This is a genomic window from Psychrobacter fjordensis (genome assembly GCF_904845995.1).
In the GTDB taxonomy this organism is placed as follows: domain Bacteria; phylum Pseudomonadota; class Gammaproteobacteria; order Pseudomonadales; family Moraxellaceae; genus Psychrobacter; species Psychrobacter fjordensis.
The window spans coordinates 102,892-120,765 of sequence record NZ_CAJGYP010000002.1; the positions used below are offsets into that span (position 1 = coordinate 102,892).

The following is a 17,874-nucleotide window of genomic DNA, read 5'->3' on the forward strand; positions in this document are numbered from 1 at the left end:
TATCTATTTAATGATGCATCTACTCTAAAAAACTTTTAAATTTATATTAATAATATAATTAAATTATATTAATTAGTAAGTGGTATGATATATCATCATTAATAGTAAGGTTTTATTTGATAATTGGCTTGAAATAAGAACATATATACCTTATATAAATGACAGATAACAGTAGTCGCTAGACTATAAAGCATCTACTGTAAATACTAATTATAAAAGGATGTGAATATGAGATTTGAGAAGTTTACCCAAAAACTGCAATCCGCCATTCAAGAAGCACAAAGCCTAGCATTAGGCCGCGACCATACAGGCATCGATCCTGTGCATTTGCTTGCCGTATTGCTACAAGATGAGTCTAACTTGTCTATTTGCCAACAAGCAGGTGCTTCTATTCCTGCTCTAAAAAATGGCGTGGCAAAGGCGCTTGACGGTCAAGCAACGATTTCAGAGCCAACAGGTGATGTCAATCTAAACCCAAATTCAGTTAAGATTTTAAACTTGGCAGATCGCCAAGCGCAAAAAGAAGGCGATGATTTTATTGCCACTGAATGGGTAATGTTGGCATTGTCTGAGCAAGGCGAAACCAAAAAGATATTTGAAAGTGCTGGCGTGACGGCTAGCAAATTAAAAGTGGTGATCGAGCAGCTGCGCGGTGATGACACCGTCAATAATCAAAATGCTGAAGATCAGCGTGATGCATTAAATAAATACACCATTAATCTGACTGAACAAGCAGAGCTTGGCAAGCTGGACCCAGTGATTGGCCGTGACGAAGAGATTCGCCGTACCATTCAGGTGCTCTCACGCCGTACTAAAAATAACCCTGTGCTCATCGGTGAGCCGGGCGTTGGTAAGACGGCTATCGTTGAAGGCTTGGCACAAAAAATCATCAATGGTGATGTACCAGAAGGTCTACGCCGCAAAGAAGTATTGTCATTAGACTTAGGCGCTTTGATTGCAGGGGCAAAATTCCGCGGTGAGTTCGAAGAGCGACTCAAAAGTGTATTGAGCGATTTGGCCAAGCAAGAAGGTAATGTCATCTTATTTATCGATGAGCTGCATACGATGGTCGGTGCTGGCAAATCAGAAGGCGCGATGGATGCAGGTAATATGCTAAAACCTGCACTGGCACGTGGTGAGCTACACTGCGTTGGTGCGACGACATTAGATGAGTATCGCAAATACATCGAAAAAGATGCGGCACTTGAGCGTCGTTTCCAAAAAGTGTTGGTCGATGAGCCAACGGTTGAAGACACCATTGCGATTTTGCGAGGTCTCAAAGAGCGCTATGAGCTGCATCATGGGGTCGACATCCAAGACAGCGCCATCATTGCGGCTGCACGCATGAGCCACCGCTATATTACCGATCGCAAGTTGCCAGATAAGGCGATTGACTTAATTGACGAAGCGGCCAGTCGTCTGCGTATGGAGATGGACAGTAAGCCTGAAGCCCTAGGTAAGCTCGATAGTCGCTTAATTCAGTTAAAAATGCAGCGTGAAGTACTCAAGAACGAAGAAGACGCTGGAGCGCAAGCAGAGCGTAAAGTACTGAATGCACAAATTGAAGAGCTAGAAAAAGAGTACGCGGATCTAAATGAAATTTGGCAAGCAGAAAAAGCGCTGGTCAAAGGCAGTCAGCAGCTAAAAGACGAGCTAGATAAAGCCCGTATTGCGTATGACAAAGCCAGTCGTGAAGGCGATTACGAGACCATGAGCAAGTTGCAATACGAAACCATCCCGCAGCTAGAACGCCGTATCACTGAGTCTGACTTGGCAGAACAAAAAGAGCAAACAGGCGAAGGTAGTGGTGTTAAATTGCTTCGTAATAAAGTGACAGACAACGAGATTGCGGAAGTAGTTGCGGCTGCCACAGGTATTCCAGTCAACAAAATGATGCAAGGCGAGCGTGAAAAAATGCTGGCAATGGAAGAAAAACTCCATGAGCGTGTGATTGGTCAAGATGAAGCAGTCGAATCGGTAGCAAATGCGGTACGCCGTAGCCGAGCTGGCTTGTCTGATCCTAACCGTCCTTCTGGCTCGTTCTTATTCCTTGGGCCTACAGGGGTCGGTAAAACTGAGCTGACTAAGTCATTGGCGAACTTCTTGTTTGATAGTGAAGATTCGATAGTACGCATCGACATGAGTGAGTACATGGAAAAACATAGTGTAAGTCGATTGGTTGGTGCACCTCCAGGCTATGTTGGCTACGAAGAAGGCGGTGCGTTGACTGAGGCTGTTCGCCGTAAGCCTTATAGTGTGATTTTGTTTGATGAAGTTGAGAAAGCACATCCTGACGTATTCAATATATTATTACAAGTATTGGATGATGGGCGTTTGACTGACTCACAAGGTCGTGTGGTTGATTTCAAGAACACGGTGATTATTATGACCAGTAACTTGGGTTCGCATAAGATTCAAGAAATGGTCGGTGAAAGCTACGAGGATATCAAAGCTGAGGTGATGGATTCTGTTGGTCAGCATTTCCGCCCAGAGTTCGTCAACCGTATCGATGAGATTGTGGTCTTCCATCCACTTGGTATGTCACAAATGGCAGGAATTGCTTCTATCCAGTTAGATCGTTTGCGTCAACGCTTGCATGATCGTGAAATGGATATCGAGCTATCAGCGGATGCGATGAACAAGTTGGTCGCGGTCGGTTATGATCCTGTGTATGGTGCGCGCCCGCTCAAACGTGCCATTCAGCAAGAGATTGAAAACCCATTGTCATTGAAGCTATTGGCGGGTGATTTTGTGGCAGGAGATATCATCAAAGTCGATGTAGGTGCCGATGACAAGCTAACTTTTGATAAGCTTAGAATGAGCTAAGATCTAAGACAAACAGACCGTTTTCTTGATAAAACTAGCCCCTTATTTACCTATATTTTATATAGGTAAATAAGGGGTTTTTATGTTGTGGGCTATTATTATTTACCGTTTTCATGCTTTTACTATGTTATAAATAACCTAAGTACTCATAAGACGAATGTAAAATAAATGGAGATGACAACATGGCGATAATCAACGAAAAATATCTAAGTGCACCATTAACTTTACCAATTATATTAGTGACATTGCTGATGAGCACGTCTGCTTGCTCCAATCAGTCAGTAGTCAATACCAATGAAGATCTGGCAGAATACAAGGACGCCAAAACCTCGGATGCTCATTCTTCTATGAGCGCTGATAAACCAGAATTTTCCACTGAAATCATTGCTACTTTTGATGAACCTTGGGCGATGACAGCGTTACCTAAAGCAGATAATTCACCACAAAAGATCTTGGTGACACAAAAGACAGGTGAGTTATTTATAGTTGATACCACAACAGGTGCGAAGACAGCAGTGACTGGCGTACCAGCAGTCGCTTATGGCGGGCAAGGAGGACTGGGTGATGTCATTATTGCACCAGATTTTGCTAGTACCAATAACATATATGTTAGCTATGTTGAAGCAGGGGAAGGTGCTGATAGTGGTAAATTTGGTGCGAAAGTCATCAAGGCAACATTGATAGGTTTAGATACCAGTACGCCAAGTTTGCAAGCCATTATGCCAATCTGGGAGCAATCTCCAAAAGTAAAAGGGCAAGGTCATTACAGTCATCGCCTCTTATTTTCACCTGATGGGCAATATTTATACGTCAGTTCAGGCGAGCGCCAAGAAAAAACCCCAGCGCAAGATATGAGTGTCAATCTAGGTAAAATTATACGTCTAAATGCTGACGGATCTATCCCAGCAGACAATCCATTTTCGAATGATACAAATGATATTGCCAAGCAGTTTTGGACGATAGGTCATCGCAATATATTGGGTATGGCATTCGATGACAGCGGACAGTTATGGGCGCACGAGATGGGCCCAAGAGGCGGTGATGAGTTTAATCTGATTAAAAAAGGTAAAAACTATGGCTGGCCGCTCGTGTCTAATGGCCGAAATTATTCGGGGGTTGATATCCCTGATCATGATACTCAGCCTGAGTTTGAAGCACCTGAGATTACATGGACCCCAGTCATATCACCTTCATCGATGAGTGTTTACTCTGCGGGTACAGTGGATGACTTTCCAGAGTGGCAAGGCAATATGCTGATTAGTGGTTTATCGTCTAAAGCGCTTATCGTAGTGGGCATAAGTGAAGACAATACCGCCGCTGAGCATTATCGCTATGACATGGATGAGCGTATACGCAGTGTGCTAGCAGTAGATGGGCAAGTGTGGACACTTGAAGACGGTAATGATGCACAATTACTCAGATTATTGCCCAAATAACATCGAAACAACATCGAATTAACGACGTATTTACCTACCTGTGTATTTAATTATTTTAATAAAACTATTTAAATCTTTTAGAGTAATTTAATAGTTTTATCAAGTTTTATTTTGTAATAGATTGATAGTTAAGACTTATCTTGTTAAGGTAACGTTCCTTGAAATTTGAGACTTGCACATGGAAGAAGTAAAAGTAGGCAGATTAGGACCTTTTCCACGGGTAAGTAAACCTGTGTTTATTACATCGTCACTGCTGATTATTGGCTTTATTATTTTCGGTGCGTTTTTCACCGAAACAGCAGGGGCTGTTTTTAGTTTTTTACAAAATTTTATTACCGATAAATTCGGCTGGCTATTTATTATCCTAGTCAATACTTCGCTCGTGCTTTGTATTTATTTGGCAATGAGTCGCTATGGTGATATTCGACTGGGCAACCAGACTGAGCAACCACAGTACAATCTGTTCTCTTGGATTGGCATGCTATTCTCTGCAGGTATTGGTATTGGTCTGGTTTATTGGGGTACAGCAGAGCCGCTGTATCACTTTATGGCACCACCAATGGGCGATGCCGAGACAGTAGAAGCCGCTAAGCAAGCAATGAATATCTCATTTATGCATTGGGGTCTACACGCTTGGGCGATTTATACGATTGTAGCGCTATCTTTAGCGTATTTCCATTTCCGTCGCGGCCTACCACTATCGATTCGATCTACTTTGTATCCTTTACTTGGTAAAAAGATCTATGGTCGTTGGGGACACACGGTCGATATCTTGGCTGTGTTTGGTACGATGTTTGGTGTGGTTACCTCGCTTGGGCTTGGGGTTATGCAGATCAACTCTGGACTCGAAAAGCTGTTTGGTATGCCTAATAGTCTTACCGTACAGTTTGGCTTGATCGCTTTCATTACAGCGCTCGCGGCAGCTTCAGTCTTGATGGGTTTGGATAAAGGTATTAAGCGTTTAAGTGATATCAATATTGGTTTCACTATCGTCTTATTAGCGTTTATGGTCATCTTGGGACCAACGCTGTTTATCTTTGATAGCTTTATCGAAAACATCGGCAACTATCTGACCGTGATTGTGCCACTAGGTACGTGGGGCGAGTCTTATAGCGGGACAGATTGGCAGAGTAGTTGGACGATATTTTATTGGGCATGGTGGGTTAGCTGGGCACCATTCGTTGGTATCTTTATTGCCCGTATCTCTCGTGGTCGTACTATCCGTGAATTTACGCTTGGGGTGTTGTTGATCCCAATGCTTATCTTGTTCTTCTGGTTTACCACCTTTGGCGGCGTTGCTGTTCATATGGAGCTTGCTTCTGCTTTGTCAGGTGTTAGTCCAGGATTGGTTGAAGCAGTACAAGCGGATTCTGGTAGTGCCATCTTTAAGTTGGTTGAGTACTACCCATTAGCAAAACCGATTACGCTACTGATTGTCGTCATGATTATGCTATGGTTTGTGACCTCGTCAGATTCTGCTAGCTTTGTCATCGATATGTTGACTGCTGGTGGCGATACCAACCCACCAAAAATCCAGCGCTTATTTTGGGCAACGACAGAAGGCGTTATCGCTGCTATTTTGCTAGCGGCTGGTGGACTGTCTGCTCTACAGGCGGCAGCGATCGTAGCGGGACTACCGTTTGCCTTAGTGGTCTTTGTCATGATGTATGCGTTACTGCGTGGTTTAAGTCGCGATCGTCTGATTCTATACAGAGCGCAACAAGGCTTTATTACGGATGAATCAGCAGACCATAACTCAGCGAATGAATTCGTTGATGAGCATCTGCTAAAAGGGCCACCTAAGATTGTTAAAGGTGACTAAGAAGTAGATAGCATCAAGACAGCTACTTAAGCTTTTAATAGAAGAAGCCCCAATTTATTTTTAAATTGGGGCTTCTTTATTGGGTAAAGATATTTAAATTTATTCAGAAAAAATTCGGATTGTTGAAAGATTATTACTGCAATGTTACTACGATTTCTATACATTCGGCAGTATTTACATGATGTTATATTTAGTGATTCGTTCATACCTTGGTATGGTTACGCTATTTTTTGGGGATATACCTATGGATCATGTAAAAGTTGGCAGGTTAGGCCCTTTTCCGCGGGTAAGTAAACCTGTTTTTTTGACTTCAGCATTACTTATTATTATATTTATTGTTCTTGGCGTTTTTTTTACTGAAGCTGCCGGTACGCTATTCAGTTTTTTACAAGGCTTTATTACCGATAAATTTGGTTGGTTTTTCATTATTCTCGTTAATGTGGCCTTAGGACTTTGTGTTTATTTGTCTATGAGCCGTTATGGCGATATTCGCCTTGGTGCTCAAACTGAAACACCACAGTACAGTCTATTTTCGTGGATTGGCATGCTGTTCTCTGCTGGTATCGGTATTGGACTTGTCTACTGGGGTACAGCAGAGCCTTTATATCACTTTATGGCACCGCCACTCGGTGAAAAGGAGACGATAGAAGCCGCCAAGCAGGCGATGAATATTACCTTTTTACATTGGGGCTTACATGCTTGGGCATTGTACGCGATTGTAGGATTATCTTTAGCCTACTTCCACTTTCGCCGTGGCTTACCACTATCGATTCGCTCAACTCTTTATCCTATATTAGGTAAAAAAATATATGGCTCGTGGGGTCATGCCGTCGATATCTTAGCCGTGTTTGGTACGATGTTTGGTGTGGTGACGTCACTCGGTCTTGGAGTTATGCAAATCAACTCAGGGCTTGAGAAATTATTTGGTATTCCTAATAACCTCACAATACAAATCGCTCTGATTGCCTTTGTTACTGTTTTAGCCGCATGTTCTGTCATGATGGGCTTGGATAAGGGTATCAAGCGTCTAAGCGATGTGAACATCGGTTTAACGGCTATTCTGCTTAGTTTTATGGTCGTCTTAGGGCCGACGCTTTTCATTTTTGATAGCTTCCTAGAAAATATCGGCAACTATCTTTCAGTAGTTGTACCATTAGGTCTGTGGGGTGAGTCTTATGAAGGTCAAGATAACTGGCAGTCAGCATGGACGATATTTTATTGGGCATGGTGGGTAAGTTGGGCACCATTTGTCGGCGTGTTTATTGCTCGTATCAGCCGTGGTCGTACGATTAGAGAGTTCTTACTTGGGGTATTACTTATCCCTATGACCATATTGTTCTTTTGGTTTTCAACTTTCGGCGGCGTTGCTATTCATATGGAGCTTCTCGCTGCTATTGATCCAGCGTTGGTTAGTCCCGGATTGGTCGAGGCGGTACAAACAGATTTTGGTAGTGCAATTTTTAAATTGGTTGAGTACTATCCATTGGCCCAACCTATCACGTTCATGATTGTAATTATGATTGTATTGTGGTTCGTGACCTCATCAGATTCAGCAAGTTTTGTCATTGATATGCTGACCGCAGGTGGTGATACCAATCCTCCAAAGATTCAACGTTTATTTTGGGCAAGCACTGAAGGCGTCATTGCTGCTGTTTTGCTGGCTGCTGGTGGATTGAGCGCGTTACAAGCAGCAGCTATCGTAGCAGGATTGCCATTTGCTGTGGTTATATTTGCAATGATGTATGCGCTACTGCGTGGTTTGAGTCGCGATCGACTGATACTATATAGAGCGCAGCAGCATTATATTACTGAAGAGTCAGCAGATCATAACTCGGCAGATGAATTCGCTGATGAGCATCTACTAAAAGGACCGCCTAAAATTGTAAAAGGCGACTGATAATCAAAGATAATCAATAATTATTGCAGAATTTATTATAGATTAACTTGTACCGATTGTTAGTGACGTTCGAAAAAACCCTAAGATACGCAGGTATCTTGGGGTTTTTTATATTTTCAATTGTAATGAATATCTGCTTAGATTTGATAGTTTGTGCATATCTTGTTAAGGTAGCCACCCCAAAAAATTGAGATTACGACATGGATCATGTGAAAGTTGGTCGATTAGGCCCTTTTCCGCGGGTAAGTAAACCCGTGTTTTTAACTTCAGCGTTGTTAATTCTTGCGTTTATTATCTTCGGTGCTCTTTTTAGTGAGCAGGCGGAGCTGGTCTTTGGCCATGCAAAAGCCTTTGTGTCTTTACGCTTTGGCTGGTTTTTTATTGTGGTTGTCAACTTAACGTTGGTGATGAGCATCTATATGATATTTAGTCGTTATGGCGATATCAGGCTTGGTCATCAAAACGAGAAACCAGAATACAATCTAATATCTTGGATTGGCATGCTGTTTTCAGCCGGTATCGGTATCGGGCTGCTTTATTGGGGAACAGCTGAACCGTTGTACCATTTTATGGCGCCGCCATTAGGAGAAGCTGAAACGGTTGCTGCCGCGAAACAAGCGATGAATATATCATTTCTACATTATGGCTTACATGTGTGGGCGCTCTACGGTATGGTTGCTTTGTCATTGGCTTACTTTCATTACCGAGTGGGTTTGCCACTAGCCATCCGCTCAACCCTATATCCTATATTAGGCAAAAAAATATATGGTGGATGGGGTCATACGGTGGATACTCTAGCCGTATTCGGTACGATGTTTGGTGTCGTGACGACGCTTGGCTTAGGTGTACTACAGATTAACTCAGGTCTTGAGACTTTATTTGGTATTCCTAATAACACGACCGTGCAGATTATTCTCATTGGCTTGATTACGGTGTTATCAGGATTGTCACTGTTTATGGGACTGGATAAAGGTATCAAGCGTTTGAGTGATATCAATATTTTATTCACCGTCGTGCTGCTGAGCTTTGTGATTATTTTAGGCCCTACGCAGTTTATCTTTAATAGTTTTGTCGAAAACATCGGCAACTATTTACATGAAATTGTACCCTTAGGGCTTTGGACTGAGTCTTATAGAGGTGAAGAGAACTGGCAGTCTTCATGGACGATATTCTATTGGGCATGGTGGATCAGCTGGTCACCATTCGTTGGGGTATTCGTTGCTCGTATTTCACGTGGCCGTACCATTCGCGAGTTTATATTAGGGGTGTTGTTGATCCCTATTACCATCTTGTTCTTGTGGTTTACCGCTTTCGGTGGTTCAGCGGTGCATATGGAACTGATGGCCGCAGCGGACCCTAGTATGGTGAGTCCTGGTCTTATTGAAGCAGTACAAACCGATACTGGCAGCGCTATCTTTAAGCTAATGGAATCTTATCCATTAACTTCAGCCGTGAACTTACTCATTGTTGTGATGATTGTATTGTGGTTTGTGACGTCGTCAGATTCGGCGAGTTTTGTGATTGATATGCTAACCTCTGGTGGCGATGCTAATCCACCAAAGATTCAGCGTCTGTTTTGGGCGGGTACAGAAGGTGTTATTGCAGCCGTATTGTTGACAGCAGGTGGACTGAGTGCGCTGCAAGCCGCTTCTATCGTTTCAGGTTTTCCTTTCGCTATCGTCATCGTTGTTATGATGTATTCGCTGCTACGAGGCTTGAGTCGAGATCGTCTGATACTATACCGTAATCAGCAATGGTTCGTCACCGAAGAGTCAGCAGAGCATAACTCAGCCAACGAGTTCCGTGATGAAGACTTGCTAACAGGCCCGCTTGATCTTGAAGACTCTAAAAATTAAATAATAAGTTAATCGAAAGTAATATTTAAAAGCCCCCACTTATGATTAAGTGGGGGCTTTTTATATCATTCAGCTGTTTTTAATTTTAATCCAAATTATCTATAGTCTGTTCAATATAATTTGGATACAAGGCAACCGAGTGCAGGTGTATAAGTGATACTTTAAGCGAGGTTAACGCTGTCACTCTTTTATAGAGGATTGATTATATCTGCAAGGTTATGAGCATTGTCCTTTCACATAGCCTAATGCCGTCGTTGTACCGCATGCTGAGCATGAATTGCCCGCAGTACGATAATTAAATCCTGAATCAGTTTTCACTTTGACACAGACAGGATCGTATTGTGCGGTACACATCGTTTGATCAGGATTATAGGGTGGGCATTTGGTAAAAGGATTGTCGCTAGACATCGGTTGGTGATGCTCAGTGCTATGAATAGGGTAGGTGGCTGTATCAGGCGTATCAATGCCTTGGATGTTGCTACAGCCAGTTAACGCGACGGCTGCGGATAAGCCTAATAATGACACGCACGATCGCCATGATTTGAGTAAGTGGTTCATAATAATATGTCCTTATAGAAGATAAAGTTCGATAAATCCCTGTTATCGATAGTCAGCTTCAACCATGTTATGAATCAAGTGGTTTCAATCCATAGTAGCCTATTTATGAGCAGTCAGCTACTAAATCATGATGAACAAAAAACCCAAGCTTAATCATAAGTTTGGGTTTAATTTTTATTACTATAATAGCTTTCATCGCTTTGCGAGATTTAGCGATACGCTACTGTGCTATTTGGCTGCTTTGTCATCTTGATTAAGCTGAACATATTTATCAAAGTTCTGCGCATAATCTGTTAGGTTGTCGCTCAGCATTTGGCGATATTGCTTCACATAAAATTCAACGATATCGTCTTTTTCTTTGGCAAAATCATCGCCTTTGACAAAACCGATAGAAGCGACTGACGCGCTATAACGGGCGGCTGCATACAATAAAGAAGCGCCTACTTGTCCTGAATGTGCTTCAGGACCTAGCTGGCTGTTTGCAATACCGATGATGGCATCAGCACGTTGGTAAAATGCTTGCATTTCAGGGGTAATCTCAACGTTGGTATCAACTTCGTTGCCTTGAGTCGTGTCTTGAGACATGAGCTGCTCCTAATAAGTATCAGTAAATTAAATTTCTAAAAACGGTTTGTAAATAAGTTAAAGCAAGGATTTTATAAACCAGCATCTGCTTTCAAGATTTCAGCTTTGTCTGTTTTTTCCCATGTAAAGGCAGTTTCTGAACCTTGACGACCAAAATGACCGAAGGTAGCAGTTTGCTGATACATTGGCTGTAATAAGTTCAGCATGCGGGTAATACCATAAGGACGCAAGTCAAAATGCGTACGAATCAGACGAATGATTTCATCGTTACTGATTTTGCTGGTACCAAACGTATTGACAGAGATAGAAGTCGGCTCAGCGACACCAATGGCATAGCTGACCTGAACCTCACAGCGATCAGCGAGACCTGCTGCGACGATGTTTTTTGCCACATAACGTACCGCGTAAGCTGCACTGCGATCCACTTTTGAAGGGTCTTTACCACTGAAAGCACCACCGCCATGACGAGCCATACCGCCGTAAGTATCGACAATGATTTTACGGCCAGTTAGACCTGCATCACCAACAGGGCCGCCAATCACAAATTTACCAGTTGGATTGATATGATAGCGTGTACCGGCATGTAAAAGCTCAGCAGGTAGTACTTGTTTGATGATAGATTCCATCACCGCTTCTTGTAGATCGGCTTGTGAAATACTAGGATCATGTTGCGTTGATAATACCACTGCATCAATCGCTACAGGTTTATTACCATCGTATTTTAGCGTAACTTGTGCTTTGGCATCTGGGCGTAACCAAGGCAGATCTCCTGCACGGCGCAGCTCAGACTGACGCTCCATCAAACGATGCGCATATTCGATAGGGGCTGGCATCAATACTTCGGTTTCATTACTGGCATAACCGAACATCAAGCCTTGATCGCCTGCACCTTGCTCTTCAGGGTCGCTACGATCGACACCTTGGGCAATCTCAGGAGATTGTTTGCCGAGCATGTTAATCACTGCGCAAGTCTCGCCATCAAAACCTAGATCTGAATGGTGATAGCCAATGCCATTTACGGTGTCACGCACAAGACGCTCTAAATCGATATTTGCTGTCGTGGTGATTTCACCTGCGAGTATCACAGCGCCGGTTTTCACTAAGGTTTCGCATGCCACACGTGCATGCAGATCTTCACGTAAAATAGCGTCAAGGATGGCGTCTGAGATTTGGTCAGCCATTTTGTCAGGATGACCTTCGCTTACAGATTCTGAGGTAAATAAGTTGTATTCACGCATAAAAGGGTCGCTTAATTGCAGGGACTGTAGTCTACGAACTCAGTCATTATTAAATATATCTAAATGAAAAGACGAAAAGGAATCAAAAAATTATCGTATTTTACCGTGTATCGAGGAAAAACTCTAGCAATGGATGGTGTTATGAGGTAACCAGATAATGATTAAGCGCGGTAAAATTCGTCCATACCACTATTCTCTTGCCACCGATATTCGGTATGGTTAGCGATTTGACGTGCGGTGTCTATATCGTGTCTATCGGCGATAAAGCCAAGCGCCATATCCATACCAGCGCTCACACCTGATGAAGTATAGAATTTTCCATCAACAACCCAGCGTGCTTGCGCTACCCAATTGACCTTATTAGATTGAGATATTACCCATTGCCATGCCATTTTATTAGAGGTGGCTCGCTTACCGTTTAATACACCGCTTTTCGCTAACAAGGCGCTACCAGTACAGACGCTAAGTACCCAATCAGCCTCATCAGTTAGGGTTGTTAACGTTTGCAAAAAGGAGGGGTTGTAGACCAGCTGCCGCGTACCAGGCCCGCCCGGTACTAAAAAAATATCCGTCTGATATGCTAACTCGCTGACAGCGACTGTTTGCATAGGTACGCCATGCTTACTGCGGATGATGCCACCAGCTATCGAGGTAAATTGAATACGATAATGCTCAGGCAAGCTCCCAAACATCTCGATAGGTCCGAACAAATCTAAGGTTTCAAAATCATCAAACACTAGCGCGGTAATCGTATGCATAAAAACCTCTGACATTCGTTAAAAGATAGACAGCGTTATAGACTTACCTTTATAACTCTAAAAACGCGGCCTTATCCTTAAACATACATTCATCATAGACAGGGCAGGCACCACATTTCGGTGTGCGCGCTTGACAGGTGTAACGTCCGTGTAAAATAAGATAATGGTGTGCATCAACGATGAAATCGTCTGGTATACGCTCAACCAACTTATTTTCGACAATTAGCACGTTTTTGCCTGTAGCCAGACCAGTGCGATTTCCTACTCGAAAAATATGAGTATCGACCGCCATAGTTGGTTGGCCAAATGCAGTATTCAACACCACATTGGCGGTTTTACGCCCAACGCCCGCTAGTGATTCTAAATCTTTACGATTATCGGGGACGGTGCTATTAAATTTCTCAATCAAATCACTACACGTTTTGATAACGTTTTTGGCTTTGGCATTATATAAGCCAATATTTTTGATATAAGATTTTAGACCGTCTTCACCTAACGCCAATATTGCTTCAGGCGTGTTCGCTACCGGATACAACTGCTGGGTAGCAATATTGACACTCACATCCGTTGCCTGTGCGGACAATGTCACCGCAATCAGCAACTCAAAGTTACTGTCATAATTGAGTTCGGTGACGGGTTCGTCAATGGTAGCTGCCAGCTTCTCAAAAAATGGGCGCACGACACGATTGGGCATTCGTCTTGATGGCGGCGTATCGGCAGTTTTATGTTTGACGGTTTTACTCATGGTATCTTTACTACTATTTTGGCGGTCAGTTATTCAAACTGTTGGCTATCGATTTATTTACGAGATGTATGTAGTGCATGCTTTATACCATATATCATCCACGCTATTGTATGAATCACCTGTTGCACGATTAAAGCTGTGACAGTTCAGCTTGTAGCGCTTCAAGATCGGCTTGCTTTTGATCATTCGCACGAACGCTTAACTGTTTTTCGAGCTTTTTGATTTTGCTACGTATCTTGGCTGCTGCAATGGTGTTTTTTGCCTGTGCTTCACTGATGTCTAAAGACTGACTGGCGGCATTGTTTAGCTTTGCTTCGACCATACTGACCACGGGTCTACTGTTGCTACTATCAGCAAGCTGTTCGGTGACGCGTCTTAAGTGAGTGTGATACCGCTGTCTTAAATCTTCTTGCTCTGATATTCGTTCAGGCTCAGAGATGTCACGTTCAACAGTGACTAAGTCGATGCAGTCGACTGGGCAAGGGGCGATACATAGCTCACAACCCGTGCACAAGTCAGTAAAGATAGTATGCATGTGCTTGCCAGTACCGACGATGGCATCCACTGGGCAAGCAGGGATGCATTTGGTACAGCCAATACAATCGTCTTCACGGATAACAGCACGTACCTCGGTTGGGCGTTCAGAGGTAGCATCTGTTGGCCACTGAGAAGGCGCAGCGCTAAGTGTCGCTTCATCACTATTGATATCGATAATTTGAGCAATTGCATCAGTAACGGGTTGACCGCCAGGCACGCATTTATTATACGACTCACCATCTAGCACGATAGCAGCGGCATATGGCAAGCAACCATCTGGATGCTCGCAAAGCCCACATTGTGTTTGTGGTAGACAGGCATCAATATGCGAGATTTGTGCTTGTATATCCGCAGGTAGTGTTTCTAAGCTTAATGTATCAAACAATATGGGTAAGTTGACTAAGCGGATAGTGGTGCTACTTTGCATTGAATTAATGACCTTGCTATCAGTGATAAGTGCAGACATTATACCAAACCCAACAATCAGCCGTGTCAAACTCGTCTGGTCTATAATGCACAATGCATAGTACCCGCACTCGTTTTCTTTGCTAATTTGAGTTTTGTAAAGAGTATTAGAATAAATACAGTCAAAGCACTTGTAAATGGTTGCGGTGTAAAAGGTCTTGACTGTAGTCAGCGTTAAAGAATAAAAAGTTAAAGTGGCATACCTTGTTCGCGCATAACTTGCGCAATGAGCTCATGAGCAATACTACCTTTTGGCGGTATTCTAGGCAGGTTAGAGACATCGAAAAAGTCAGCATGGGCCAGCTCTTCTTCTTGAATGATGATATCACCACTGGCATAAGAGGCACGAAAACCCAGCATCAAGTTAGAAGGAAACGGCCATGGCTGGCTACTCACATAGCTAATATCTGATACGCTAATATTTACCTCTTCTGCGACTTCACGTACGACTGCGTGCTCAAGGCTTTCTCCAACCTCCACAAAGCCTGCAATCAAACCGTACATAGGCACCATAGTTGGTTGACCATGACGATGATGGTGCGCGAGCAAAATTTGCATTTCACCTGTCATTGGGTTTGGTCGGGTAATGGCAGTAATGACACAGGGTTGCACACGAGGATACTGGCGTAATCGACATACTGGGCAGACCATGGCACGTTCACCTTGGTCAGCATGTACAGTAGGACTTGCGCAGCGACTACAAAACTGTGTATCTGCTTGCCAGCTTAAGAGCTGTATCGCTTGGCTAATCTGATCTGATAAAGCAACTGGCAGATGAGTCATTAGCTGACGATAAGGAACAAAGGCGTTACCACTGCTTTCATCGATAATAGGCAGTGCAATATTATATGATACGGCATAATCATAAGTAATCGCACTGGCTGCTTGTGCAGTAAAGGTATGTTTATTCTCTATTTCGGAATGGACTAAATTCTCGGCGCTTTTGTTGGTATTTTCTTGAGGGCTTTTATAAGTATTTTCATGAATATCTTTAGAGCCACTGGCATGATCTGCTGATTGCCAATGACTTGGTGCTAGGCTTGGGACTAGGGTTACACGCCCCAGTTGATAAGCTTGCTGATAGTCATCGCCTGCTGCATTTTTATTGTTGAATGGTGGTAATTGAAGCTGTAGAGGCCACCAACCATTAGGGGTCTGACGGCATAAAACGGCATCGTCATTAAATACAAAAGCGTTGGTCATATAGAGTTCCAAACAGTTCGATACCAGTACGTATCCATATAGATACACACTGGCTTACAGTGAGAGATATAAATGAGGATTTGTAGCCGCAAAGAAGCGGCTACAAAGGTATCGATTTAATTATTAAAGAGTTGAATGCCTAGGCAGCGAGTAGTAGATGACTCAAGCTTTGCTGACCTACATCAAGTGCTTGCTTGCTAACAGGACGATTGTGCTCAAACCCATCTAAATGATGGTCGACTGCCATCATTACATCTGCGATACACGCTAGCGTATGATCTTCTATACGTTGTCCGTCTTCGATACGTTGCTCTAGATAATTTGCTAGCTGGCCTAGCATGCTTGCTGGTGTGGGTAGTTGTAAAAAGCGCACTGCTCCTGAGACTTGGCGCATCATTTCAGGAATATTTTGAATATTAAGCATATCACGCTCTGGCTCAGCCAAATAATCATTGATGGCTTGTTCAGCACTGGCAATCGCGCTACGACTTTCTTGTATCAATGTATCGTGTGCCGTATTGAGTTGATGCAACGAGATATGAGGGTTGTTAAGTGGCAAATAAATCGCCCCTGGCGTATGCATTTCTGCCATCGCAATAGCAGCGTTTTCAGCATGCATCAATGCCAGTAGCAGATGATCAAAATCGTCAGGTGACGGTGCTTGCCACTTGCCTACAGCTGCTGCTGCTGTGCTGAGACTATTGGCTGAATTTGATAGACCAAGCAAGCACAGCGCCGAGCTCAACGTTGTTAGCTCTTCAATAATCTGGGCTGTCTGTGCATCAACAGGATTGATCGAATCACCGCGCGTATAGCTATCGACATTTTCTTTAATGGTGTTGATTTGGGTTTGAATGATGCTATTTAATGTATCGGTCAGCTCACGATTAGGGCCGAATAAAAAGCGTTTCATTTGCTCAAACTGAGGGGCTTCCAACTGATTTTTAGCATACTGCTCACGCAACTGTTGTGCTGCTTCATTATCGCGCTGGCATGCAAAACTGACCAAGTCAGCAAAGCGTTTATCCATCACTGGTAAGTAGCTTTGGAATTGCTGCTCTAAATAAATAAGGGTATGTTTTTGGTTAAGGTTCAGCGGTAATATCGTGGCGATATCAGTAACCGCTGCATTGGCTGCTTGCCAAAACAGGCTGCTGGTATTTGCCGCTATCAAGGCACAAGCTGCACTCATACCATCAAGTTTCTGCTGATCGTCTGGGCTAATATTGCCATCTTGATTAAGCAATGCAACACCAAGGCCACTGCGATAAGCGTAAGTTAATAACTCACTGTCTAGATTAAGCTCGTTAAGTGGCTGAAAGTTTTTTTCAGGATTGGCGATAACGACACTGCTGCTACCAAAAGCAGAGAAGTAGTCTGATGTAATAGCTGCATGTTGTCCATGAGCATTGAGCTTGTTAATAATATCCAGTAACAAGGTTGGCTCGACCGACTCTGTCAAGAGTACAAACTCTATGTAGCGTTCTAGTGTCATGATGGCTTCTGACAAATCCATAATCAGATAGGTATCGTTATTATCACCATTATCATACAGTCGCTGTAAACCGTTTACGATGGCAGTATTCAATGCTTCTGCACCAACCAGAGAGATCAGCTTAAAAATACAGGACAGCTGCTTTAGCACAATGATAGAGTCTAATAACAGAGGCGCCTGACTATTATCATCATTAAATTCACTTAGGTGAATCTCAGTATCTTTAAGAGTTACGATGATTTCATCATGCAATAGATGCAGTGACGGCAGGTTGAAGTCAGTGACACTAAGCGTTGGGGCGGTTAATTTCATTTGCGCAGACTGGTCCATAAGGAGTTTCCATAATGTACTGATGAGAATAGCAATGGTTTGAATGACGATTAAAAAAGCATTTATTAATAATTTTTTGACGCTTTATATAACAATAATCAAGACTATATTGTACAAATGTCG

The 17,874-nt window shown here is 43.1% G+C and carries 13 protein-coding genes; 5 read left to right on the forward strand and 8 right to left on the reverse strand.

Annotated elements, in window-relative coordinates; all coding sequences use genetic code 11:
* The first annotated feature begins 228 nt into the window (after positions 1 to 228).
* The 5 genes from clpB to JMW61_RS09110 all read left to right on the forward strand — a co-directional run bounded on the left by clpB (position 229) and on the right by JMW61_RS09110 (position 9,837).
* Positions 229 to 2,826, forward strand: a complete 2,598-nt coding sequence (gene clpB, locus JMW61_RS09090; RefSeq protein WP_201550626.1) for an ATP-dependent chaperone ClpB — start codon at positions 229 to 231, stop codon at positions 2,824 to 2,826.
* A gap of 182 nt (positions 2,827 to 3,008) precedes the next feature.
* Positions 3,009 to 4,262, forward strand: coding sequence for a PQQ-dependent sugar dehydrogenase (locus JMW61_RS09095; RefSeq protein WP_201550629.1), 1,254 nt, complete (start codon positions 3,009 to 3,011; stop codon positions 4,260 to 4,262).
* Between the two features lie 178 nt (positions 4,263 to 4,440).
* Positions 4,441 to 6,084, forward strand: coding sequence for a BCCT family transporter (locus JMW61_RS09100; protein ID WP_201550631.1), 1,644 nt, complete (start codon positions 4,441 to 4,443; stop codon positions 6,082 to 6,084).
* A 244-nt stretch (positions 6,085 to 6,328) separates the two neighbouring features.
* Positions 6,329 to 7,981, forward strand: coding sequence for a BCCT family transporter (locus tag JMW61_RS09105; protein ID WP_201550634.1), 1,653 nt, complete (start codon positions 6,329 to 6,331; stop codon positions 7,979 to 7,981).
* A 200-nt stretch (positions 7,982 to 8,181) separates the two neighbouring features.
* Complete coding sequence (locus JMW61_RS09110) at positions 8,182 to 9,837, forward strand: BCCT family transporter (protein ID WP_201550637.1); 1,656 nt, start codon at positions 8,182 to 8,184, stop codon at positions 9,835 to 9,837.
* 216 nt (positions 9,838 to 10,053) lie between these two features.
* On the opposite strand, the gene JMW61_RS09115 is transcribed toward JMW61_RS09110, so the two are convergent.
* The 8 genes from JMW61_RS09115 to JMW61_RS09150 form a co-directional block, all read right to left on the reverse strand.
* Entirely contained in the window at positions 10,054 to 10,395 is a 342-nt protein-coding gene (locus JMW61_RS09115; protein ID WP_201550640.1) for a hypothetical protein, read from the reverse strand.
* A gap of 228 nt (positions 10,396 to 10,623) precedes the next feature.
* Positions 10,624 to 10,980 carry a DUF3144 domain-containing protein gene (locus tag JMW61_RS09120; protein ID WP_110922764.1) on the reverse strand — a complete coding sequence of 119 codons (357 nt, stop codon included), beginning with the start codon at positions 10,978 to 10,980 and terminating at the stop codon, positions 10,624 to 10,626.
* Positions 10,981 to 11,051: 71 nt separating this feature from the next.
* A complete protein-coding gene (gene metK, locus JMW61_RS09125) occupies positions 11,052 to 12,218 on the reverse strand; it encodes a methionine adenosyltransferase (protein WP_110922765.1) in 1,167 nt (388 codons plus the stop codon).
* Between the two features lie 161 nt (positions 12,219 to 12,379).
* On the reverse strand, positions 12,380 to 12,976 hold the full coding sequence (locus JMW61_RS09130) for a DJ-1/PfpI family protein (RefSeq protein WP_201550642.1): 597 nt from the start codon (positions 12,974 to 12,976) through the stop codon (positions 12,380 to 12,382).
* A gap of 49 nt (positions 12,977 to 13,025) precedes the next feature.
* Positions 13,026 to 13,721 carry an endonuclease III gene (nth, locus tag JMW61_RS09135; RefSeq protein WP_201550645.1) on the reverse strand — a complete coding sequence of 232 codons (696 nt, stop codon included), beginning with the start codon at positions 13,719 to 13,721 and terminating at the stop codon, positions 13,026 to 13,028.
* Positions 13,722 to 13,851: 130 nt separating this feature from the next.
* Positions 13,852 to 14,685 (reverse strand): RnfABCDGE type electron transport complex subunit B, encoded by an 834-nt coding sequence (locus JMW61_RS09140; protein ID WP_201551909.1) that lies wholly within the window; start codon positions 14,683 to 14,685, stop codon positions 13,852 to 13,854.
* Between the two features lie 227 nt (positions 14,686 to 14,912).
* Complete coding sequence (nudC, locus tag JMW61_RS09145; RefSeq protein ID WP_201550648.1) at positions 14,913 to 15,926, reverse strand: NAD(+) diphosphatase; 1,014 nt, start codon at positions 15,924 to 15,926, stop codon at positions 14,913 to 14,915.
* Positions 15,927 to 16,065: 139 nt separating this feature from the next.
* A complete protein-coding gene (locus JMW61_RS09150; protein WP_201550651.1) occupies positions 16,066 to 17,751 on the reverse strand; it encodes a hypothetical protein in 1,686 nt (561 codons plus the stop codon).
* Positions 17,752 to 17,874: the final 123 nt, after the last annotated feature.